A 21,365-nucleotide genomic window follows, 5' to 3' on the forward strand; every position below is an offset into this window, starting at 1 on the left:
CTAAGAGCGTGGCGCTTTGCGCATGCAGCCGCACATTGATGAGGGTACGAGCCCGGACATGACGCCGAACAGCTTTCTGAAGGCGGGCGAAGAAAGAACATCCTCCCGCCGCGTTCTATTCGATCATTTCACGCGGATCAGTAGATCGGCAAAGTCCAGAAATCTGCAAGCCTTCGCCTTAGCGAAGAACGCAAGGTTCTGAGTAACTCCTGGCGCCAAAAGCACCGGCTTAGTGACGTCTGCAGAAGGGTGTGGCGCTCGCCTGCGGTTCAGTGGACGAGAGCGTGAAACTCCTCGACCGATCGGACCGCGGCACGCCCACCAGGTTGAAATCAAACGACGGCGATGTACATTCGCCGCTGCTGTTTGATGCCTCCCGGCCCAAACACCTGAAGCTATTAGCTGGATCCGGTTTGCGCTCGCCACAAGCGGGCGTAGGCGCCTTCTCTTGTCACCAGATCAGCATGCTTTCCCTCCGCGACGATCCGCCCCTTGTCCAAGACCACTATTTTGTCGGCCCCCCGGATCGTGCTCAGTCGATGAGAGATGACGACGATAGTCTTGCCGTCCCGACACAGATCCTCAACCACCCGCAGGACAAACGCCTCGGCTACGGAGTCGAGCGAGGATGTCGCTTCGTCGAGGATCAGGATCTCTGGATCCCGGTACAGAGCCCGAGCCAACGAAAGGCGCTGCTTCTCGCCCCCGGAGAGGCGTACGCCGTTTTCGCCTAGATAGGCCTGGAAGCCGCCGGGCCAGCGCTCGATCACCTCCCGCAGCCCTGTTTGATCGCAGATTTGGAGGATCTTTTCGATGTTCGGCTCGAACTCGCCAAGGGCGATGTTGTCGATCACCGAGCCCGAGAACACGTCGATCGATTGCGGCACCGCAGCGACAACCTTGCGCAGGGACACGGTCGACAGGTCCTGGAGGGCATAATGGCCGATCCGGATGTGTCCACCCTCAAGCGGGTAGACATTTTGCAGCAGCGCCGCAAGCGTGCTCTTGCCGGAGCCGCTTTCCCCCACCACCGCTGTCATTTCGCCCCGGCGGAAGGTGACGCTAAGATCCTCGAAAAGCTCGAGCTGGCTACCATAGCGGAACGTGACCTTCTCCAGGTGGATGTCGCCAATGTCGGATTTGTCGGCATCGACGCCCCCACCGCTTTCGGGCTCTAGGTCGAAGATCTCGAACAGGCGATCCGCCGCGATAAAAGCATCCTGAACGATCCGGTTGGTCTGGATCAGACTGGCAATCGGCCGGGTGATATAACCCAGCAAGGTATAGCAGGAGAGTAATTCGCCAGGCGTGACGGTTTGATCGAGGGCAAGTGTCGTTCCGAACCACATCAGCACGATGGTGAATACATTTGCGAGGAATGTCGAGGTGCTGTCTCCGAAGATCGAGATCAGGCCGGAGCTGTAGACGGAGTGCAGCATCTTGATGAAGCGCGTCTCCACTTTAAAGTTGGCGAAGCTCGCCACGCCGGAGATCTTGATTGTGGAGACAGCTCCTAGTGATTCCACCAGTTGTGTCTCTAATTCGGCAGCGTTCTCCATTACGGCGCGCTGACGATTCCTATTCAGCCGGTTGATGATCCAATAGACCGAGAGGTACAAGGGGATGGAGGCCGCTACGACTAAGGCGATCTTCCAGGAGTAGATGAACATCAGCCCTAACGAGAACAGTATTGTTAGCACGTCAACGAACATGTTGATCGAGACGTCGTTCAGGAAGCTCCTGATCTTCACTGCGTCATTCATGCGGGAAATGATTTCGCCCATGCGCATGCTGTCGAAGAACTTCTGAGGCAGGCTTAGGATGTGATTGTAGTAGCCGAGGATTAGGTGGACGTCGATCTTCTGCCCCGTTTGCAGGACGAGCCGGTTTCTGAGGAGATTGATTAGGATCTGCACAACCAAGATCAAGAGCATGGCGACGCTCATCAGGTTGAGTAGATTGCGGTTGCCCGCTGTAATCACATGGTCGACGATCTTCTGGACGTAAATGGCAGTCGAGAGGCCAAGGATCGTCGTCACCAGCGCCCCCGCGAGAGCCTGCGCCATCGCCGCCTTGTGTGGCGCAAGCAGACGCGCGAAGCGACCTAGGGGTGAGGTGGTCTCGTCGCGGCGTTTGAAGGTGCCTGCCGGAACAAGGAGCACCAGGGCGCCGGTCCATTGCTTTTTGAATTCCTCGTGCGCCAGCTTGCGGATTTCACCGTAGGCTGGGTCCATGACGACGACCCACCTGGCGTTGATCGCCTGGACTACGACGAAGTGATGCAGGACCTCGCTGACGATTAGGTGCGCGATGGCGGGCTTGGGGATCTTGTATAGGCTGTCGAAACCACCCTTTACCCCCTTGGCAACGAAGCCCAGCTTCCGGGCCGCTTCCATGAGCCCCAGCACAGTAGTGCCGGAGCGGCCGGTCGAGGCATACTGGCGGATTCGCGACAAGGGCAGCTTGTAGCCATAGAAGGCCGCGACGGAAGCAAGGCTGGCGGCCCCGCAATCCGTGATGTCGCGCTGCTTGAACTTGATAATCTTGCTCGACATAGCGGCTCGCTGACTGTTTGGAAATGGAGAATCAGTGGCTCGCCAGGAGCGGATTGAGCCAATCGTCGACCTCGTTGTACAGGAGTTCCAGGACAGTGCGGTCGCCCAGGAGGAAGCGGGCCCGGACGGTCATGCCTTTCTTCAGGTTACTGATGAGCCCGTGCTTGAGGGCGAGATGGCGGCGAGAGAGCGCGCAGCGGACCTTGAAGACCAGGCTCCCGTCGTGCAGGGTGAAGTCGTGCGCCACGTCGAGCACCGTCGCGTCAATGACACCCCATTGATTGTAGTTAAAGGCATCCACTTGGAGACGCACCGACTGGCCGGGGCGCACAAAGCCGATGTCGTTGGGGGAAACGAAGATTTCCGCCACCAGTTCACCATCCGGCGAAACCCAAGCGACGGTCTGACCGGCCTGGACGTAGCTGCTGGAAGTGAGGCCCGAGAATTGCTCGAGAGCGCCTGATACGGGGGCTCGAATGCGGGTCAGGTCCCGTTCGCTTTCAAGCTGATGCAAGGCGGCCGTGAGTTCCTCCAGGCGCAGGTTAACGTCGAACAGCTGCTGGTTCCATTCGGCGAATTTGCGCCGGGCGAGGATCTCGCCCTGGATCTCAAGGTTCTGAAGTGCGAAGGCCTTTTCCTCAACGGCCTTTGCCGGTGCTACAGCAAAGGAAAGCAGTCGCTTAGCACGCTCAAGTTCCGCAGCCGCATTACCGCGGGCATATTGGTTTTCCCGCACAAGGTTGAGGAAATGGGCGCGCTCGGCCTTGGCGAACTCGGTCAAGAGGCGGATCGGGTCCTTGGCTTGCGTGCCGGAGGAGATCAGGGTTTCGAGGTCACTGGCAAAATCGCTCTTTGCGCGAATATTGCCTTTAAGCGCCCTGAGCTTTTCCTCAACCACCCCATCATCGAGGGCGAGGATCTCTTGCCCCTGAGCAACCAGGTCGTTTTCAGCGGCAAGGATGCGGGAGATGCGTCCGGAGACGGGTGCGACTAGGGGCGTCTTCTCGATGGTGGGTCGAATAATACCGGCACTTTGGAAAGATACCGTTACTGTGATGAAAGGCAGCGACGCCAAGGCCGCAGCCACCGAGAGCACAATAATCTCGTAGATGATCAAAGATCTCTCTGATCCTCGAGAAAGGATGCTCTCTGCAGTGCAGTTGGCGAGTTCAGGAACAAGTGAGATATTAATGACGATCTCGCTGGCTACGATGATGTTGATCCATGATGTTGCAAACCATCCATCATGTCTTGGGCGCGTACTACACCAACGAAATCCTACAGCAGAAACTGAGGCTATCAAGACCATCGGAAGTTGATGATCCCCGCTTCTTGGGTCGACTCGGTTAAGCCGTATACTGACAGGTCGCTATTCATTGTTTTTCCCTTTAAAAAAATTCAATGATGAATGTCGGCGGTTATTCTGCGCTCGGCAGCACACCCGCGGCTAAAGACGGCAATACCCGTGCCGACTACGAGATTAGAGGCCAAAAAGGCGTTCTGTAGCTTATTCCCAACCCAAGTGAGAGTGCGTCGGCCGTATATCACGCTTCTTATGCGACAAACCAGACGACACCTGCCTGGAGGTGACCGAGTCAACCCTAGGCAGTTGCTAATATTGTCAATCGTCTTAGTGATGCTTAAGATATCTTTCCAAGGCTGCTATAGCCAGTCCTAACGCAGCAACTGCGCCAAATCCTGCCACCGCTGCCCAGAACCACCACCCTCCGGACGTTGCACATGCTTCTTCGCGCGTTAACTCGGTCACACCGCAGGCCTGCATAGTGGTCTTCATTTTCTCTCCTTTCCTAGAGCTCGAAATCACAGGATGAAGTAATAATGCACCGTAGCAGCGTGTGCCGCCGCACAACGAGATGATCAAAGGTCGTGCCAAGTGTACAGGAAAGCCGCAAAACAGCGCTCATCCATTTTGTTTCAACGGCTTAGTTGTGAGCGCGGCGGCACATCGGGGCGAACAGCACAGTGTCAGGAACTCGACAAAACCGACAACGGCCTACCAAAGGTCGTTCTGGGGAGGTAAGATATTGTTCCCTAAGCCCAGCTAATGACCAGTAGTAGGCTTTTTCTTTGTTAGTTCTAGAATGCCACCGATTATCACTGCGATGCTAAAAGCTCCAAACAATGCCCAGAGAAGCCACCCACCAGAAGTTGACGATGCCTCTGCCCGAGTTAGCTCAGTCACGCCATATACAGACATGTCCGTATTCATCGTTTTCTCCTTATAACACATGAAGATCAGTCAAGCGTCGACTGCCGGAAGGCAGAATCGCCGCCTTCAATCAGAACATCAAGAATCGTGCCAACGGCGTAGGAAGCTTCGCGGAGGTTCTAATGCTTCCGAATGGGCGCCGCTTTTGAGGCGATCTCCATTGTGGGCACCATGAACATGTGCGCAAACACCCTCAGGATACTGCCCGTCAACGCATGAGCCGGGTCGGCAATTGAATGGGGTCCGAAGCGGGCCGCTCACAACCATTCGAATTGAGCTGCCTTTGCTGATGGTTTCATTCATCGTCGTCGCGGCAGCTATTCCGGAATGGCCACCGCCTGGAGTTGCTCCGCGCCCGACGCAGGGCTGGGGCGAACCGTTTTGCCAGCAATTTGCCTGTTTTCCTGTCCCAGGACGGCGTCGATCCGGTCGAGATCACGAACGGCCGCCTGCGTAGCTTTCGCGCTACGGGACGCCCTGGTTACCGAACGGCCGAACGGGTGAGGGGAGCCGCGACGTCGTTCCTACTCGCCGATGGCCCGACTTAGCAGAGGCGGGAATTAGCTATGGCGCGAACTGACGTAGAGCGATTCATCAACGAGCTGGGAAAAAAGGGAGTCCGCTTGAAAACCTCAAACGGCGTGCTGGAGGGCTTGCGTCGATTGTGGAATTTGCAAAGGTCGACTACAACCTCACACTCGAGGAGGTTAAAGGTTTTATATCGAACAGCCAAGAAAAATCAAATAGAAACAAGTCTTGCGCGACTGCGAGCCGCAAGGGTGATTCGAGTGTTTCGACCTTGATCAGCCTTGTACACACCAATGCGTTGGCTAATTGCGCTCCGTGTACATCCATGAGCCCTGTTAAACTCGGTGGAAAAACTGCAGTTGTCAACCGTCGGTTGCTGGTTCTGTGGCCTCTCGGCGAGTACCTTCAAAGGTTACTATGCATACACTGAGGAGCACGCAGAGGTTTGGCGCGGCGTGCTCCGTGTAGCGAGCGAAATGTTTGGTTCGGCAGTCCGTACTGGCTTCTGTTACTGGGCCACAGACCCGATCGACAACCCGGAGTACGACCGTTTTCTGTTCGACTACTATCAAATCACGGGCGAATTGCCACAAACGACGACGGCGGCCCCGCTCAAGGATCAGGCACTCACCAACCGCGTGCTCGAACTGTTCGAACGCTACGGTCGCGTGACCAATCGTTTCTCGGTGCTAAGCACGGACCATCTCAATCAGATACACGCGGCGTTTTCGCCCGAGGACCTGATGGGGGTCGAACTCATCCTGCAGGGCAAGGACGCGCCGACCGCAAAGGCTTTCACCGGGCGCGCACGCGCGCGGAAGGAGAAACTTAGGGCGTCCGGCCAAGATCCCGCAATCGCCGTGCCGGAAGGCTGGTCCACAACTATCGCCTGTGTTTCTGGCTTTCTCGTGAATATGCGGCAGGGACGTCTACAACTGGTGACGCCGGTACCGGGTAGCGAACGCTGGCCTCTCGGGTACCGAATCGTGGCTCAACGTTTCTTCAGCACGCCCGACGAGTTCCGGGAGGGTCTCGATAGCATCATCGACGAGAATATGCTCGAAAGCCCGCCTCCCAACCGGCCAATTCGCTTCCGCGGAGACCTGCAATACGAGGCAGGGGACGACTGCTTCCATCTCCGCTCACGCAAGGTTGAGCATCGAGTGCTCGACGGGATGGTCCCGATTCCCGTTGGCCATCTAATCGCGAGCGGGAACTGTACAGCCTCGGAGCTAATTATGGGGGTCACGGATGGAGCGAGCGTCCTTGCCGTCGCCGACCTGCTCGATCAGCTATACGCGGCTGGGGTGATCGAAGAGGACCTCGACGACATTTCGCTTGGCAGAACGGGATGACGGGCGCGGACCGAAGGCTCTTTTGTCCGCAACGCCACTGCCCTGCGTCCCACTCGGGTGAAGTCGGGCTATCCAGGCCCGCCTCGACGAAATCGAGGTGCTCGCCGAGAGCTTCGCCACGCGCCAAGCTTACCGGACCACTCTATGCCGACGGTTGGCGTTGAGGTCATTGGCAACCCAAGCTGGGGTGGCGTTCCCCTATGGCGACAGGATCGGCATGGGCAATCGCATTTCACCATCTACATGTGGTTGGTGGATGCTGCCGCTGACAACGCCAACTACGAGGAAATGGCCGACCTCATCCTCGGCATCGACCCGGAGAGGGAACCGGAACGCGCCCACAACGCGGCGCGCAGCCATCTCGACCGGGCGAACTGGATGGTCGACCGGCTACAAGGAACTTTTCGCTAACCGCCCAGCTCATGGCTCCATACTGACCCATAGCGCTCAGCGATTCCCCAGAACCAGTCCTAATCGAGGTTGACGTCACGTGACGCCTCGGCGATTGCATCGGCCGATCGCTCCTGGATCGGTGATGGTGCTGAGCAAGTAGCACGAATATTTTTGTCGGTCCTGCATTGACGGCAGCGCTGCAAACGGTAAAGGGCGGAGCGATGCGAAAACCCTTCACTACAAGCAGGGCGATCTTTTCCGCAGCCCAACAGCACGATAATTCATCAGAGCTAGGGAAATGCAATCATAGGCTCAAGTCCCAGTGCTCTGATTTTAGAGCGGATGCCGTCCATCCGACGGATCAATGCCGCCTTCGATCGCCGATGACACAAAAGCGGCAATGCCGGGCTCCGGTCACCTATCGCTGTCAAAGAGCTCCGGGTGAACAAAGGACAAGCCCTTGGAGGCGTTATCCCGCTCCACCGGCCCGTACATATGTGCGCCGCATTCCCTGCAAGCATGGCGCTGGGGACAACGAGCTCTCATAGCGTCTACCTCATAATCTGTTGCCAACAGGGTGTGGCTGGCTCTCTGTCATCCACCAGGAAATGCAAGCATCAGAAAGTATATCAATCGGATCGACAATGTTATGACCGTCTGCGATGTCCCCGCAGATTGCTGACAATTCACTGCAAGCCAGGATAATTATGTGAGGCTCGAAAGACCTCGCGAGTCTAACAACCCTTGTTAGGTTGTCCTTTGCGTCTTTCGTGTTTCCGGACTTGACATCTGCTATAATTCTTGCGGTCTCATTTTGAAGTTTCTTGAGGCTGCGACAACACTCCTTGCCGAAGTGGTCTTCGTTTCGTTCAACATAAAGCCCGTGTTGCATAGTTGCGCTCGTTCCCAAGGTGATTGAGCGAAGATTGTGCGCCGCACTTCCATGTGAGACCTCTATGGCTTGTTTTGTGATCTCAACCATATCGATCAGTTTCACTGAAAGCGCTTGTTTTATCTCTGTGGCCCAGAGATGCGCCGTATTGCAGGGGATAGCGATTGCTCCGCATCCCGCTTTCTCTAGCCAAGACGCGCGCTCCACAATTTGCCGCAAGGGGGCATCGCTGCCGATTGAAATTGCTTGCGAACGATCGGGGATATTTGGCGCCGATAGACATATAAATGCGATGTGATCCTGGTCTGTTTCAAATCGGCTTTTGCGAGCCAGAGCTTCCAAGAATTTGGCCGTCGCCAAGGTTCCCATCCCGCCGACCACTCCTAGTAGTTTTCGTTGGTTAGGTAGCTCGCAGGAAGGGAAATTACGCTGCAGCATGACGTCGATCATCGAAATTCCTGTTCTTAAGATTTACGCCACCGATTGTCCGGGAGGCGGCAGCCGACCGCGGTTGTTCCACCTGCGTATTTTCAACAGCCACATGTTCTCCAGCTGCACTGGCGCCGTGGTCGGCGAGCCCGGTATCGCTGAAGCTATGGGGTGGACTCACATAGGTTGGCAGAGCTTCGCGAATTGGAAGCATCAAATACCATGCCAAGTGCGCAATAAGAGCCTTGGCTGAAACTTTGACGTTGTCATGAAATACTTTAGGGATCTTGCGGTGCGAAATCAGGCCATACGCCATTGCCGTAGACGCGACAAACCCGACAGTGTGTCGCTTTTCGATGACCGAGTGAAGAGAGCGCCAGTCGCCCGAATTTTCAGGTAAGCCTCGTCAATCCGAACCGGCTCGCAACGTGACTTGCGGAAAAACCCGCATGGTCGGAGACGGGGACCCTGATCGACTTTCTCCACGAAGGGCAGCAGTGCGTTCGGATGGAGGCCGAACTTGCTGTCCTCGCCAGACGTGTTGACCTGCACATAAACGTTGAGGAAGCGATCTTCGCGCTCCAGCCGCGTGTTCAGAATGTCGGGGAGCCGCAGGCTGTGGAGCGCATGAAACTCACGCGCGAAGCGGGTCAGATATTTGGCCTTGTTGGTCTGCAGATGTCCGACGATGCTCCAGTCGATGGCGAGATCGTCAAGCGCCTCGCGCTTTGATATTGCTCCTGGATCTTGTTCTCGCCGAAGGTGCTGATGCCGACGTCGAAGGCATATCGCAGGATTTGGGCCGGCACCGTCTTGATGATCGGCAGCGCACGGAGGCTCGGTCGCGCCCGGCCGGTGCGCAAGCAAGCGTGATGCGCTCTTCAACCGACGCCAGATTGGTGCGGAAGCTGGTAAGGGATCAGGCCCGAAGCATTTGATGTCCTTGGTCGAAAGCGGCGGATTTTTCGTGCCCATTGTGATCTGCCGCTCCCTCCACCGCCCCGTGACCCTAGCGTGGCCGTCGCTAGAAATTGCAGCTCATCGTGAAGATCGCCGCCAAAATCCGGACGCACGTTTGTCGGCAAAGGCCTGAGTTTACGCCTACACCCGCCTCCCGCCCTGTGACCGCAGCAAGCTAAAAAATCTGTTGCCGGACGTCGACGTCAGTGGTTTAGAGCAGGCTGCTCGGCAGCGCCTCTGCTCCGCATCGATGCATCCGTCGTGCTCGGAAGACGTCCTGAGCTGCTCGCCGTAATGCTCGGATACTATTTCAACCGTATCGGGCGCGGAGGCGCATCTCTGGTCCACTCGCGGCGACGGCGCTTTTGGCAGCAGCTGGACCTGCCCGACAGTTCAAAAGGCCCGCGATATGGCAGCTTGGCTGGGTCTTGTGCCCAGAGTATACTCTACGGAGGCAAAACGAAGGTTGGGGATAGGCTAGCGCGGCAACCGATATCTGCGCCGGATGATCATCCTTGGCGCCCGCTCCTGAGCGACAAATCTTGATCGCGCGCGACATCGCTTGGCGCCTGGCTTGATGGACTTCAGGCAAGATGGCAGACTAACAAGGTCACCGTCGCCTTGGCGCCAAGATTGCGCGGATCGCATGGGATGACTAAGCCCGGCGTAGGCTACGAGCGGGGGATCCGGCCTTTTGCTGATCCTGTTTGTTCCAGACTGCGAGGCTCATGAAAGTGATGACGAGACAGTCGAACGGCGCACCGTAAACCCTGTGCAAAAAAGCGGGTTTGAGCCCGGACTATTTATCTGGGAACGGCACGCGCGGATCTCATCATGGTTTGGCCGCAACAGCGGCCCGCAAGAGGCCGGATGCATTTGTGCAGACATTGCATCGTCTGATCGAAACGACCCTCGCACGGGCGGGGGCGGGGTCATACATTTTTTGAAAGCGGCTCGCGAACGGCGGCCGCGTCGAGCATCTGCTCGGCCAGAAGCTTCTTCAGCTTCGCGTTCTGCCAAAGCCCTCAGCCGCTTCGCCTCGGAAAAGTCCATGCGGCCGAATTTGGCCTTCCAATTGTAGATCGTCGCTTCGGAGATCGATGCTTGCGAGCCGGTCCAGCATGTCCGATCTATCCAGATTACGAGTGTAACCCGTTTCGACGTTGACGCTTCAGAATTTTGAATCTTCATTAAAGGACACGCTCCAATCGGCGCATTCGATATTGAACGAAGGACCATTTGCCGCTCGGAAACTTACATCATCTCACTCGGGCTCAGTCAAAGTGAAAATAGCGTTCGGCTAAGCCGGAAACCGTCATATTTGGTTCAACATCTTCTTCGGTCAAAGGAGCAGCCATGGCTAGCGTGATAGTCGATATTAATAACTTCCAGTCGGAAGTTCTGGAATCCGCAGCACCCGTCGTCGTCGATTTCTGGGCCGAATGGTGCGATCCCTGCAAGATGATTGCTCCGAGCCTCGAGGAAATCTCCGTCGAGATGGAAGGCAAGATCAAGGTCGCCAAGCTCAACATCGATGAAAACCCGGAACTCGCCGCCCAATTGGGCGTGCGCTCCATTCCGACGCTGGCGATTTTCAAGGGCGGCGAAGTGGCCGATTTCTTGGTCGGCGCCAAACCGAAGACAGTTCTTTTGAACTGGATTTCGAACGCTGCATGATCGATATCGCTCGATCTGTACCACAATGAAAAAAGCGTAGATTCGGTCCGTAAAGCGGTAGGGTTCATGATGATTTATTGGCGTCTTATACAGGGCTCAGCCCTTTGAGCTTCGGCCTGATGTCGGTGCGATCCAGCGGCGAAGAAGCTTTTCATTGCGGCGTTGTCGAGGCCGTTGCCGTTGCCTGAATGCTGCGGCTGTCAAGCACGCCGTTGCAGGCTCGCGTGACCGCACTCAAACCAATGATGCCCTGTTGTTGACAGGCTTAGGCGATGCGTTTTGCTGGATCGGAGAGGGAATATGGGCAGCACCGGAGAGTTGGTCGGACCAGCAGGGCGTCCTGATAACGAAGGAGGCCCGCACCGCATCTCCGACGCAATGTCGGACCAGCAGAAGACGCGCGAAGCGACGCTTGCCATCGCCGGCGACGTGGTTGCCCGCGACGGCAATCTCGACGGATTTTCGGATTCAGACTTGGCGGATTTGGTGAACGGCTTCAGCAGATGGCCGGACCAGCAGAAGACGCGTGAAGCGACGGTTGCCATCGCCCTCGCGGTGGTTGCCCGCGACGGCCATCTCGACGGATTCTCGGATCAAGAATTGGCCAATCTGGTGCACGGTTTCGGCAAGTGGCCGGAAGAAGAAAATGCACGCAAGGCGATCGTTGCCATCGCCGGCGAGCTCGGTTCCAAGGGCCGTCGCTTCAGCGCTTTCAGCACGCCTGCGCTAGTCAGGATCGCCAACGGTCTGTCGCGGGGTATCGAGGAGGGAGAGACCGCCGGCGAGGTCGCCGAACCCGCCTTGCTGAAGGACCGGCTGCATCAACTGGCGCACTACCTCCAATATGCCGAGGATCGGCTGCAGCAGGCCGATGTCCATGCCATCGCGAGTATATTTAAGGCGTTGGGCAAGGCGCAGTTGTCGGACGATTTCGGTGCACTGGCACAGCCGGGGCTGGACAGGCTCGAGGTGTTACGTGCCAATCCCGGGTTTGAGCACAACAACAACCTCGAGACGATGGGCAATCTTTGCGCCTCCCTGCTGCCCCTGGCTCGCAGCCCGAAGCCGGTGTTGCGCTGGCACCGCAGACCGGCGCTGAACCTGCTCAACGCCATCCAGCCGGTGGTGGAACACAAGATCGATGCCCATCTCAAGGCAGGCCAGGCCGAGCGCACCAGCGGCCCCAATGCAAGCCGCTGCCCGGCGCTTTCGATCTATCAGGTGCTCAAGACCCGGGCGGTGCTGGAGACGCTCTACCGGCGGCCCTATGTCGACGGCGACGAACTCGCCCTACAGGCCAGGCAGGAAGAGCTGCACGGCAAGACCAGGCAGATCCTGGACAGTGCCCGCGCCCTCATCTACGCCGACCTTTCCTACATGAGCTGGAACGTGATCGCCGAGATCGAGGCGAAGGAGCCGCTCGAAGCGCTCGACACCTTCATGGCGCAGAACTCATCGATGGTCCAGGCCCAGCATTCAGCCGCCAGCTTCGATGTCCATCGGGTCCTTCAGGCCATGGACCACGAGCCGAGACCGCCGCAAGGCGATGCCGGACTGATGCGGCTACCGGTGGTCGACATGCAAGGCCGGCCGCTGGCCAGCGAAGCCGAGTTGCGGTATTCCACTTTCCACCGCTTGACCTCGGGCGCGGTGCCGGTGGTGGCGGTGCAACTAAAGGGAACTCCGACTGGCGCCATGCTGACACGCACGTTCCCCGTGGAGGGCGTGCCCTACCGCATGGACCTGTTCGGCGGCAGCAAACTGAAGCCGCCGCAAAAGAGCCTGAACCAGCTTGCCTCTCACCTGCCCTTCGCGCCCGAAGAGGCCCCAAGCGGCAAGCTTTTGGCGATCCCCTATGCCGAGACGGCTCCGGGTACGGCCTTTGAGCAGCTGTCGCGGGCCTGGGCGCCGTTCAAGGAAGCCTATTACTATACCCAGCGCCGCGGATTTGCCGCGCCGCCGGGCATCCCCGACATTGGCCCGCATGATTATGCGCTGGAAGGGTGCTTCAAGCTGTCCCTTCTGCCCGACCGCCCCGCAGGCGCAGGGCATCCCTTCCGGTTTGAGGGGCGAGACGGCGAGATCGCCTTGCGGCCGCATGACGGCTGCGGCTTCATCAGGGCCTCACTGGCCGAGCGCATGCCGGCCATTGCCCGCGCTCGCCACGACGCTCCCGAGCGGATGCCTGCCTATGCCGATAATAGCCAATCGGCGGTACCGCCCTCGGCGCTGCAACATTATCCGCGCAGCGTCGAGGTGGCAGAGGAGACCCGCGAGAAGGCTCTGGCTTGGCTCGAAACCCATCCAAGCCTCACCCTCGAGGAGGTGTTCCGGACGGTCACGGGCGGGCACATCGAGGGTTCGGGCGCTATCGCCGTGCCGTCCAGCGACGAATGCCTGCATGTGCCGACTGGCAAGAGCAAGACCTTGACCCGTGACGCTGGCGTGCTTGTCGGACGCTCCCCCTATGACAAGCCCAACCTGCGCCCGTTCGCCGCCGACCGGGTCAGGTCGGCGCGCGATGGCGATCGGACCGCGGCGTTCCTGGATCAGTGCGTGGCCTTCCAATACAGCTTCAACGTCGCGCACAGATCGGGGGCTGGGCTAGCCGCCGACGATCCGACCTTCTTTGCCAAAGGCATCTTGATCGTTGTGCCCGACGAAATGTGGCCGGCGGACTTCGCCGAGCGCGGGGTGGTAATGTCTGCCGAGGACGTAAAGTGCCATTCGCGCTGGCTGGAGGAAAAGGACCGGGTCAAGGCCGACACCGCGCTCGAGTGCGTCGGCATCCTGCAAGCGACGGAGGTGTTCGCGCCCGGCTCTTTGGTTGCGGTTCCGAGCGTCGAACAAAAAATGCTCGACGGCGATTTTGACGGCGACGCCGTCGTCATCATCGGCAACCGGCCTCGCCTTTACGAGCATGTGCGCCAGTTCGACGCGCAGCTGCAGGCGCGCGGAATCGCCTCGATGAAGCCGCCGAAGTCGCACACTCCGGCCATTGAGAAAGGCGACTACCAGTTCAGCCGGTCCAAGCAGATCCTGTCGGCCACCGGGCTGGTGCTGGAGACCTACAGCTGCCTGCAGCGCAACGTGCTGGCGCAGCCGCAGGAGGCGCAACGCTGGTTTGCCGAGCGTGCCATCTTCGGCACCTACGAGGGCATTCATCCTGAGCTTAAGGCCGACATCCGCGCACTGTTGCAGGAAGATCGGCCGGATGGCCAGACCCTCCATGATCTCATCACCAGGGCGGGGGAAGACAGCAAGGCCGCCAAGCATCCGGTGGCCTGCGAACTGGCCGCCTTGCTAGTGGCCGAGCTCCAGGACTGGAACCGGCAGCTCAGCGAGCTGGCTCATGAGCAGTCGGACGTAAAGCAGCAGTTAGCGCGATCCGTGGCCTCAGCCGGCGCGAAGCCTGCCGTCAGCGCCGACGCGGCCGCGCTCTTCCCGAAACTCAGCGAATCCTATCCGGCAACCGCTGACGCCAGGAAGCGCGTCGACTTCCTGCTCAACCACTACCAGCCGCGCATCGATCCGCGGCCCGACGGCTACAACCCGGCTGATCTGCATGAAAGTGCCATCAACCTGTTGAGCGTCGGCATCAAGGTCGGCACGGACGCCTACAAGTCCGATACTGGTGCGCGGGTGTTCATGCAAAAAACCACCGAATTGCAGCGGCTCTTGGAGCGGAGGCCGGGCTTCAAGTCGGCGCCCTATGTCAAGGCCCAGGCGGCAAAGCTCCACCAGGGCCGGTTCGACGTCGATGGCAGCCTGGCGGATCTGAAGGACAACCCCACGCTGGCGGCCTCGGTCATGGAGGCCTCGATCAGACTCGCCGTCGAAGAGCGAATACTGCCCAGCGCCTTAGCAATCTCCACCGACGACCCCGCCGGCAGGATAACGCTGAGCAGCGAAGCCCTGGAGCGCGCCAGGCTCGAAGCCGCCCCTGCCGAAGCGCAAGAAAGCGCGATTACCGAAACTGTGCACGCGGTTGCCGAGCTTTTGCGCCAGGACGGCATCGAGGTGAAGGTGCCGCATCTTGACCAACGGTCGCGCGGGCATGTCTGGATAGCCGACGAGTTGACCGGCCAGAACGTGAGCGCGGCGCCGGAGGCCCAACTGGTCACCAATGCCGTGCGCCATGTCTTCGAGATCCCGGACGAGGCTTTTACGCGCGCCTTCAGGAAAGCGGCACTGGCCTTCGAGGAGCGGGACTGCAGCGAGGTCGCGACCACCAACTGGTTCACCAGGATGGACACGCCGCGGTTACGCGGCGTTCACACGGCGTTTAGAACCGCGCAGAACTATCGCTTCGAGGTCGAGTTCCATACGCCGGCCAGTTACCGGGCCGAGCTCGCGCAGCGCGCGCAGAGCGAATGCGAGCTGGTCCCCGTTCCCCATGGTGCCTGGGAGATATTACACTGGGGCTCGTCAGGAGAAAGCAGCTCGAGGGCGGCAAGGACTTCCAGGTCGCTCACCGTCGCAAGACAACAGATTGCGGTCGCTCGCTCGCCGCAAGCCGGTGAGATCCTCGCGGCCCTGGGTACGCGGCCGGTCGTGCTCGTCGGCATGCCGGCGAGCGGCAAGTCGACCATCGGGGCCCAGCTTGCGAAGGAGTTGGGGGTGGAGTTTGTCGACATCGATAAGCGTATCGTCGCCGAGCACGGCAATCTAATGGAGATGTTCGCCGACCCTGGCCGCGGCGAGGCGCACTTCAGGGACCTGGAGACAAAGGAGCTCGCCAAGCAGCTGGAGAGAGGGCCCATCGTCATCGCAACCGGCGGCGGCTGCTTTAGCAACGAGTCCAATCAAGCCGTGATCCTTAATAAGGCGAGGTCGATCTGGCTCGACACCGAGCTGAAAGAGCTCCGCAGGCGCCTCAATAGGGACACCAGCCGGCCGCTGCTGCAAGGCGCCGACATCGAGCAGAAGGTTGACCAGTTGTACGAAGAGCGCAGTCCGTTCTACCAAAAGGCCGATATCAGGTTGCCCCTCGTCCCCCCCTTTCAAAAAGACAAGAAGGACGCCCGCATTTGCGTGAAGGAACTCTACGCTTTCCTGTGCAGCGACAGAGAAGCCGCTCTGCCTGCTGCCGAGATATCACACGTCTCCGGTGCTTTCGGCACCGCCATCAGCATGCCCCCAACAGCGCAGCGCATGCACGATGATCATCACAACTATTGCGGGGGCGGCGTCGTGGAAGCCATCAAGGCGCCGGCGGCACCAATGAGTGAACGTGAACGGCCACCGCCCCTCGACACCCTGCAGCCTTTGCTGGCCGGCAATAACGCACGAACAGATTTAGCGTCTTCCACGAGAAGCAGAGAACGCTCAGGTCGAGGACAATGAGTTTAGGCGGCGCAATCAAGGGTTCTTTCGCAGGTTTGGTGCAGGGTGCGGGTACGCGCCGAGCTAATAAAGTGGGAATCGCATGTATAAAGCCGTCAGAAGCCTGATGGCCGAGTTGATCCGGCCTGGATGACACAGGAGGATTCCGCCGCACAAAGACAAACCGCCGGTGCCGGGTCGCACCGACGGATCCGGACTGACTTTTGGCATCGTGGAGTTGCGCAATCCTCGTTGGATGCCGTGTCGGGATTGTTACGCAGGAGGTCGATGCCTTTGCACGGCTGCGGGAGATCCGCCCGGATCGAGCGACATCCGAGCTGATGGAACTGACGCCGCGGCTGGGGAGCATGATGCCGTACCGGCAGGCTGCGAGAGTGCTTGCCGAATTCCTGCCCGTTGAGCCGACCGAGACGCATGCCACAGTGCGCAAGCGAACCATCAGGATTGGCGAACGGCTCGACGATCAGGTTGCTGAGGAAGAATTGCACGCAAGGGCGCAAACGGATGACGCCGACTTGAAATGCAGCTCCCGGCGATCGACGCAAAGAGTTCGTCATCAGCATCGATACTGCGCATGTTCGAAGCGCCGATTCCAATTCCGCGCGCAACTTCGAGCTCGTTGTGGCCCGATGCGGCCGCGGCGGGCGGGGCGAAGGCGGCGAGCTCAGCGGTGAGACGCAAAGTCGGTGACGGCCCGTTGATATAGACCGTGTTCCAATGCACGATCGCGCTAACAACGAGGTTTTGAGGCCGGAGGCGCGGAAGGCCTGGCTTTCGAATGATCGGGCGCGGATTTCGCCGCGCTCGTGGAAGAAGACGGGCGCGCTTCAGTTTATGTGCAGCTTCGCCCTTGTTGAGCCCAGCTTGGCAGCGCCGACCGTTGCGGGACATCGTTCGAGCAGTGGTCGTGGTTACCGCGGTCAGCGACTTTGTCCCGGCCTTTAAATTCGTGCGCCGCGAGGGTGTCAAGGTCGCTGCCTCGCGCCTAACTTGCCGTTCGCCCTTGCGGAGCCTTCGCCTAGTGCCGGCGACCGACGCTTTCGTGCACCCCCCCGACAGCATGCGTCGGCCGCCGGTCGGATTGGTAACCCCCTTGAATAGGTTTGGTGACCCTTGTCGAGTGACTGCCGGTCGCACTTCTCGGCGGATTCGTTTTCATTTCCTAAGCACGGGTTTAATTCCGGACAACGACAGATAATTCTGGGCACATCGAATTCGGCGTGAAAGCCGTCCGAAACGGCACTTTCTGTGAAGCGGCTCCGGCACGTTCAGAGAACCTCCTCGCCTAGGCTGCTATCTGCACCTCAAACGACTGACTTGCGCGTAAAATCGCCATCGGATCGGCTTTGCCGTTCCCAGCAGACACCGTCAACGTCATTCGCCCAGCAAGCGATTAACCTGTAATAGAGCCAGCCTGCATGGGACCTGCGGCGGGAAACGATGGCGCTTGTAGCTGACGGTCACGGTGTTCATGCCATGGTGTCTATGCCGCAAATGCCTGAACGCGAGTTAAGTTGGTAACGCCCCTGCCTGTCAGCGCAGCTCGGCCGCGGCATCAAGATTTGTGGCGGGCAGGCTGACTCTCTACGCAGACTCGCCAAATGCTAGGTCGCAAACGGTTCGTAGTGTATCGGCATGCTGTTTGTGATTTCGGCGGCCTCAGGCGGCAGGAGTGCGATGCCGTCGGCCAACGCAACGGCCATCAAATTGGCCGCGGTTCCACGTTCAAGGCATCTCCAGCACAGGTTCGCCCCTTTCGGTGCGGCCGGATATGCGGACGGGTACAAACTCAGTTCGGCCTTGTCGCTTTTTGCAGCTGAAGCCAGCCACCGCCGAGAACCATTGCGGCTGGGTCTCCGCCAGGCCTGCCAGCCTTCGGCCGCGCAAACCCTCCCCAATGCACCGACGAGCGAGACCGTTTCGCTATGTAGAATAGGTTTGGCGAGCGCGATGGCTTTGGCTACCGCCGTCCCGAACGGGATAGCTTCGCCGCTCTGCCCGGCAGAACAGTCGGCTTTCAAAACAGGTTTCATGGCGTGAAGCACGATCGCTCCCTCCTTTGCGATGTTCTCGAAGGCAACGGCTAAAGGTTTCTAACCTGACATACTCTTGAGATAGGCGATGACGTTTTTGACGTCCTCGGGATTCTCGAGGCCAGGGAACCCCATTTTGTTCGCCGGCACTTTCGCTTTGGGATTTGTCAGATATTCCATCAGGTTCGGCTCATCCCATACGAGGCCCGCGGCGCCCACATCCCTCATGGCCCTCGAATAAGAATAGCCAGGGACGGTCCCCGCTGTCCGGCCCACGACGCCTTTCAAGGATGGCCCCACTTTGTTCGCTTCGGTATCAGCGCTGTGACAGGCGGCGCACCTTTTGAAGACCGCGCCTCCCTCGATATCCTGGGCCCGCGCGACCGGAGGCAGTAACGTCAAAACGACTGTGGCACCGACGAACAGATATTTCACGCAGGAATTCCCCGATTGGGGATACGGCAGGCGGTCGATATGTTTATAAGCCATGATCCAATCCTCGCTTAAAGTACGTTGCCCAGGCGGCCGTAACGAAGCTCGTCGACCCCCCTCGGCGTAGATTTTCGCCCTTGGCGTCGATGCGCAGCTCGTATGAGGAATATTGCCCGACGACTGGTCCCATCTGCTACTTTTCTCAGATGTGAGGGATGGCCGGGATAAATAAGGGAGTGTTCATCGGCGTTGTAGTTCCATGGGAAGCCCTTGTGCGGGCACGTGGTCGAGAATCCGACAATGTCGCGGTCCGGCCCGCGCGGTTTGATAACTGACGTCGAGGGTTCGTTCGGCTTCAGCCTGATCGATGGGATTCGATGAGTGTCAGCCCCACTGCAGACCTTGTCTGAGTCTGCGCAGGCAGTGCGACAGCTACGGCCATTCCTGCATAGGCAAACGTTCGCCCCCCCTTTAGAAATTGACGGCGGCCGATGTCAGGCAGCTTGTTGCAGCAATTCATGCGGTCCCACACATTAGGCGAAATGTTCTCGCAAATAGCTCTGCAAAGCTCGTACCAACCGGAAAAGCCGGCGATTGGGCCGCGAGGGCATGGTCCAGGCACTGGCGCAGGCCCACATCATCGAAAGCGGCCTGCCGGCGGAGCGGCTGCTCGCCTATATCGCCGTTTTGAAATACGCCGATGGCCTCCCAATGTACCCACAGGAGGCATCTATCTGTGGGACGGCGTCGAGGTGAGCCGGTCGTTGATGGCGCAGCGGACGGGGCACCGGCGAAGCCAGAGCGGAGCAGTCTCAACAAGGCGATCCGACATCTTTTGTCGGGTTTGTCGAGTTCGCGATATGGCCATTGTCAATCGATCTCTTGCTTTGCTTCGGGTTAATCGACTGAAAAGCAACCATAAAGTTCCTTCTTCAGCTCAATCAAGCAAGCTGGCATGACTCTTGAGAGCCTTCTTTGGCGGGCGGGCAACAGCTGCCGGGCATAACTCGCGTCACGGGTAGCCGCGATGAACAGGCGCAGGACCGCAATGCTTCACGCTCTCGATCGAACGCAACGTATTCCTTCGACCATGACAATGGTCGCACCAAAACGACCAGTAATAGTATTTGGATACATGATCTATTTTCTTCATAACTGACGCTAATTACAACTTTACGGCACAAGAAAATGAACGCCCACAGCATCTCAATAACTAATACGCGCCTTCTGTTGTACAGGCGCATGTTCATTGCTGAACGATTTCTGATTTCCTTCGCGATGGGCATTTTTGCGCTGTTTCCAGTCTACCTGTTGTCGGTTGGGCGCGACGAGATCTTTTTTGGTTCGATCTCAGCAGCAGGCATGGCGGCAGCTATATTAATAGTTTTGATCAGTCCTACCCTGACACGCCAGTTTAGCGTGCGGAGGCTCGCACCCATCGGCGGGCTTCTCTATGCAGCAGCCTGCGTGACCATACTCTTGAACGAATTGTCGGGGGCGCGCGCGACGTTCCCCTACTTCCTCAGCTACATGCTGCAATCAGGCGGATGGGCGCTGCACTTCACTATGGGCTCGATATGCATTTCCGCCCTTTCAAGCGATGCAGACCGGCCATCGAGCTTCATGGCCTACTCTGCTTTCTCCACCCTAGGGTTAACCTGCGGACCGCTGCTGAGCAGCCTCCTTACCCGGTTCGCCGGCTTGGGCACGCTGGATATGTTCGTTCTGGCAATGCTCGCGGCGACGGCAGGGTCAGCATTGTCATCGTGGGCAGCGCAACGTGCAGCGAACATCCGCGAAGCAGATGTTCCGAATAACACCTCGATTGGGCGCGACCTTCTCAATCTCCTCTTCAGCAAACCTGCTCTGTTTTTTGTTCTTGTACTGTTGTCCGCAAGCATTTACACTTGCTTGATAAACTTCCAGGCCCTATTTGCGAATAATGCAGGTCTTCCGTACGAAATATTCTTTGGCTTTTGGGCCATAGGAGTAGTCGGCTCCAGATTTGCAATTGGTCCGCGCGTAACCCGCAGTGCGGCCGACCGCACCTTGCCGCTACTCCTGGGCGGGACGGTCGTTTCGCTTCTCGGCTTTCACTACTCCCCAGGCCACCCCGTCATTTATGCAATGGCATCGCTGGCGACCGGCATAACTTATGGGCTATCCTATCCTATGATGCAGGCAGAAGCCGTCCGCGTGACTGCGCCGCAGTCCCGGACTTTGGTGCAGATCGTTTTCAGCCTTTGCTATTTTCTTGGCCTGTATTTCTTCCCTTTCGCCGCCGGGCTCGTCTCAGTCCAGCTGGGATACGACACGCTGACGCTGTTGATTGCCGGCTTGGCTCTGCTGCAAACGGCTATCGCTCTCCTTGGCTATCGCATCATCCGGCGCAAGCGGACCCCGACCGTGCTTGAGACTAAAGGCTGAAGTTGGGCACAATGCACGGGAGATCACACGTCATCATCGGAGCCGGGCCGGTCGGTCGGGCAGTGGCGCTGCAACTTGCGGACCAGCCGGACTCTTTCGTTGTCGTGA

The 21,365-nt window shown here is 58.6% G+C and carries 11 protein-coding genes and 4 pseudogenes; 6 read left to right on the top strand and 9 right to left on the bottom strand.

Annotation, left to right across the window (positions count from 1 at the left end; genetic code table 11):
- Window positions 1-398: 398 nt before the first annotated feature.
- Both CK230_RS27115 and CK230_RS27120 read right to left on the bottom strand, forming a co-directional pair.
- Window positions 399-2,555, bottom strand: coding sequence for a peptidase domain-containing ABC transporter (locus tag CK230_RS27115; protein ID WP_095795923.1), 2,157 nt, complete (start codon window positions 2,553-2,555; stop codon window positions 399-401).
- Window positions 2,556-2,586: 31 nt separating this feature from the next.
- Window positions 2,587-3,672 (bottom strand): HlyD family efflux transporter periplasmic adaptor subunit, encoded by a 1,086-nt coding sequence (locus tag CK230_RS27120; protein ID WP_095795922.1) that lies wholly within the window; start codon window positions 3,670-3,672, stop codon window positions 2,587-2,589.
- 1,985 nt (window positions 3,673-5,657) lie between these two features.
- Between CK230_RS27120 and CK230_RS27125 the strand changes: the two genes are divergently transcribed.
- Entirely contained in the window at window positions 5,658-6,668 is a 1,011-nt protein-coding gene (locus CK230_RS27125) for a radical SAM family RiPP maturation amino acid epimerase (protein ID WP_245330161.1), read from the top strand.
- A gap of 168 nt (window positions 6,669-6,836) precedes the next feature.
- Window positions 6,837-7,077, top strand: a pseudogene (locus tag CK230_RS27130) (hypothetical protein); the annotation flags it as partial.
- Window positions 7,078-7,617: 540 nt separating this feature from the next.
- Here the strand turns inward: CK230_RS27130 and CK230_RS27140 are convergent.
- The 4 genes and pseudogenes from CK230_RS27140 to CK230_RS27150 form a co-directional block, all read right to left on the bottom strand.
- Window positions 7,618-8,403, bottom strand: a complete 786-nt coding sequence (locus CK230_RS27140) for an amino acid racemase (RefSeq protein WP_095795920.1) — start codon at window positions 8,401-8,403, stop codon at window positions 7,618-7,620.
- Window positions 8,378-8,698: a hypothetical protein gene (locus CK230_RS32770; protein ID WP_141246113.1), complete on the bottom strand. Its 321-nt coding sequence runs from the start codon at window positions 8,696-8,698 to the stop codon at window positions 8,378-8,380. The genes CK230_RS27140 and CK230_RS32770 overlap by 26 nt, the downstream gene beginning before the upstream one ends.
- Entirely contained in the window at window positions 8,683-9,357 is a 675-nt protein-coding gene (locus tag CK230_RS33280; RefSeq protein ID WP_245330160.1) for a hypothetical protein, read from the bottom strand. The genes CK230_RS32770 and CK230_RS33280 overlap by 16 nt, the downstream gene beginning before the upstream one ends.
- A gap of 920 nt (window positions 9,358-10,277) precedes the next feature.
- Window positions 10,278-10,440: pseudogene (locus CK230_RS27150) on the bottom strand (transposase); the annotation flags it as partial.
- A 258-nt stretch (window positions 10,441-10,698) separates the two neighbouring features.
- Here CK230_RS27150 and trxA point away from each other — a divergent pair.
- Together trxA and CK230_RS27160 are read left to right on the top strand one after the other, a co-directional pair.
- Complete coding sequence (gene trxA / locus CK230_RS27155; RefSeq protein WP_095795919.1) at window positions 10,699-11,019, top strand: thioredoxin; 321 nt, start codon at window positions 10,699-10,701, stop codon at window positions 11,017-11,019.
- 300 nt (window positions 11,020-11,319) lie between these two features.
- Window positions 11,320-16,365 (top strand): shikimate kinase, encoded by a 5,046-nt coding sequence (locus CK230_RS27160; RefSeq protein WP_095795918.1) that lies wholly within the window; start codon window positions 11,320-11,322, stop codon window positions 16,363-16,365.
- A gap of 696 nt (window positions 16,366-17,061) precedes the next feature.
- Here the strand turns inward: CK230_RS27160 and CK230_RS33800 are convergent.
- The 3 genes and pseudogenes from CK230_RS33800 to CK230_RS27175 form a co-directional block, all read right to left on the bottom strand.
- Window positions 17,062-17,241, bottom strand: a pseudogene (locus CK230_RS33800) (Tn3 family transposase); the annotation flags it as partial.
- Window positions 17,242-17,969: 728 nt separating this feature from the next.
- Entirely contained in the window at window positions 17,970-18,410 is a 441-nt protein-coding gene (locus CK230_RS33805) for a hypothetical protein (RefSeq protein ID WP_245330159.1), read from the bottom strand.
- A 48-nt stretch (window positions 18,411-18,458) separates the two neighbouring features.
- Complete coding sequence (locus tag CK230_RS27175; RefSeq protein ID WP_095795917.1) at window positions 18,459-18,887, bottom strand: cytochrome c family protein; 429 nt, start codon at window positions 18,885-18,887, stop codon at window positions 18,459-18,461.
- Window positions 18,888-19,433: 546 nt separating this feature from the next.
- On the opposite strand from CK230_RS27175, the pseudogene CK230_RS33810 reads away from it, so the two are divergent.
- A pseudogene (locus CK230_RS33810) lies at window positions 19,434-19,606 on the top strand (transposase); the annotation flags it as partial.
- Between the two features lie 466 nt (window positions 19,607-20,072).
- On the top strand, window positions 20,073-21,257 hold the full coding sequence (locus CK230_RS27190) for an MFS transporter (protein WP_176480235.1): 1,185 nt from the start codon (window positions 20,073-20,075) through the stop codon (window positions 21,255-21,257).
- Window positions 21,258-21,365 lie beyond the last annotated feature (108 nt).

This window comes from Mesorhizobium sp. WSM3859 (genome assembly GCF_002295065.1).
Classification (GTDB): domain Bacteria; phylum Pseudomonadota; class Alphaproteobacteria; order Rhizobiales; family Rhizobiaceae; genus Mesorhizobium.

Excerpts from the sequence above, each read along its gene's own strand:
- CK230_RS27115 (WP_095795923.1), bottom strand. The coding sequence starts at position 2,555 with ATGTCGAGCAAGATTATCAAGTTCAAGCAGCGCGACATCACGGATTGC.
- CK230_RS27140 (WP_095795920.1), bottom strand. The coding sequence starts at position 8,403 with ATGATCGACGTCATGCTGCAGCGTAATTTCCCTTCCTGCGAGCTACCT.
- CK230_RS32770 (WP_141246113.1), bottom strand. The coding sequence starts at position 8,698 with ATGGCGTATGGCCTGATTTCGCACCGCAAGATCCCTAAAGTATTTCAT.
- CK230_RS33280 (WP_245330160.1), bottom strand. The coding sequence starts at position 9,357 with ATGGGCACGAAAAATCCGCCGCTTTCGACCAAGGACATCAAATGCTTC.
- trxA (WP_095795919.1), top strand. The coding sequence starts at position 10,699 with ATGGCTAGCGTGATAGTCGATATTAATAACTTCCAGTCGGAAGTTCTG.
- CK230_RS27160 (WP_095795918.1), top strand. The coding sequence starts at position 11,320 with ATGGGCAGCACCGGAGAGTTGGTCGGACCAGCAGGGCGTCCTGATAAC.
- CK230_RS27175 (WP_095795917.1), bottom strand. The coding sequence starts at position 18,887 with ATGGCTTATAAACATATCGACCGCCTGCCGTATCCCCAATCGGGGAAT.
- CK230_RS27190 (WP_176480235.1), top strand. The coding sequence starts at position 20,073 with ATGTTCATTGCTGAACGATTTCTGATTTCCTTCGCGATGGGCATTTTT.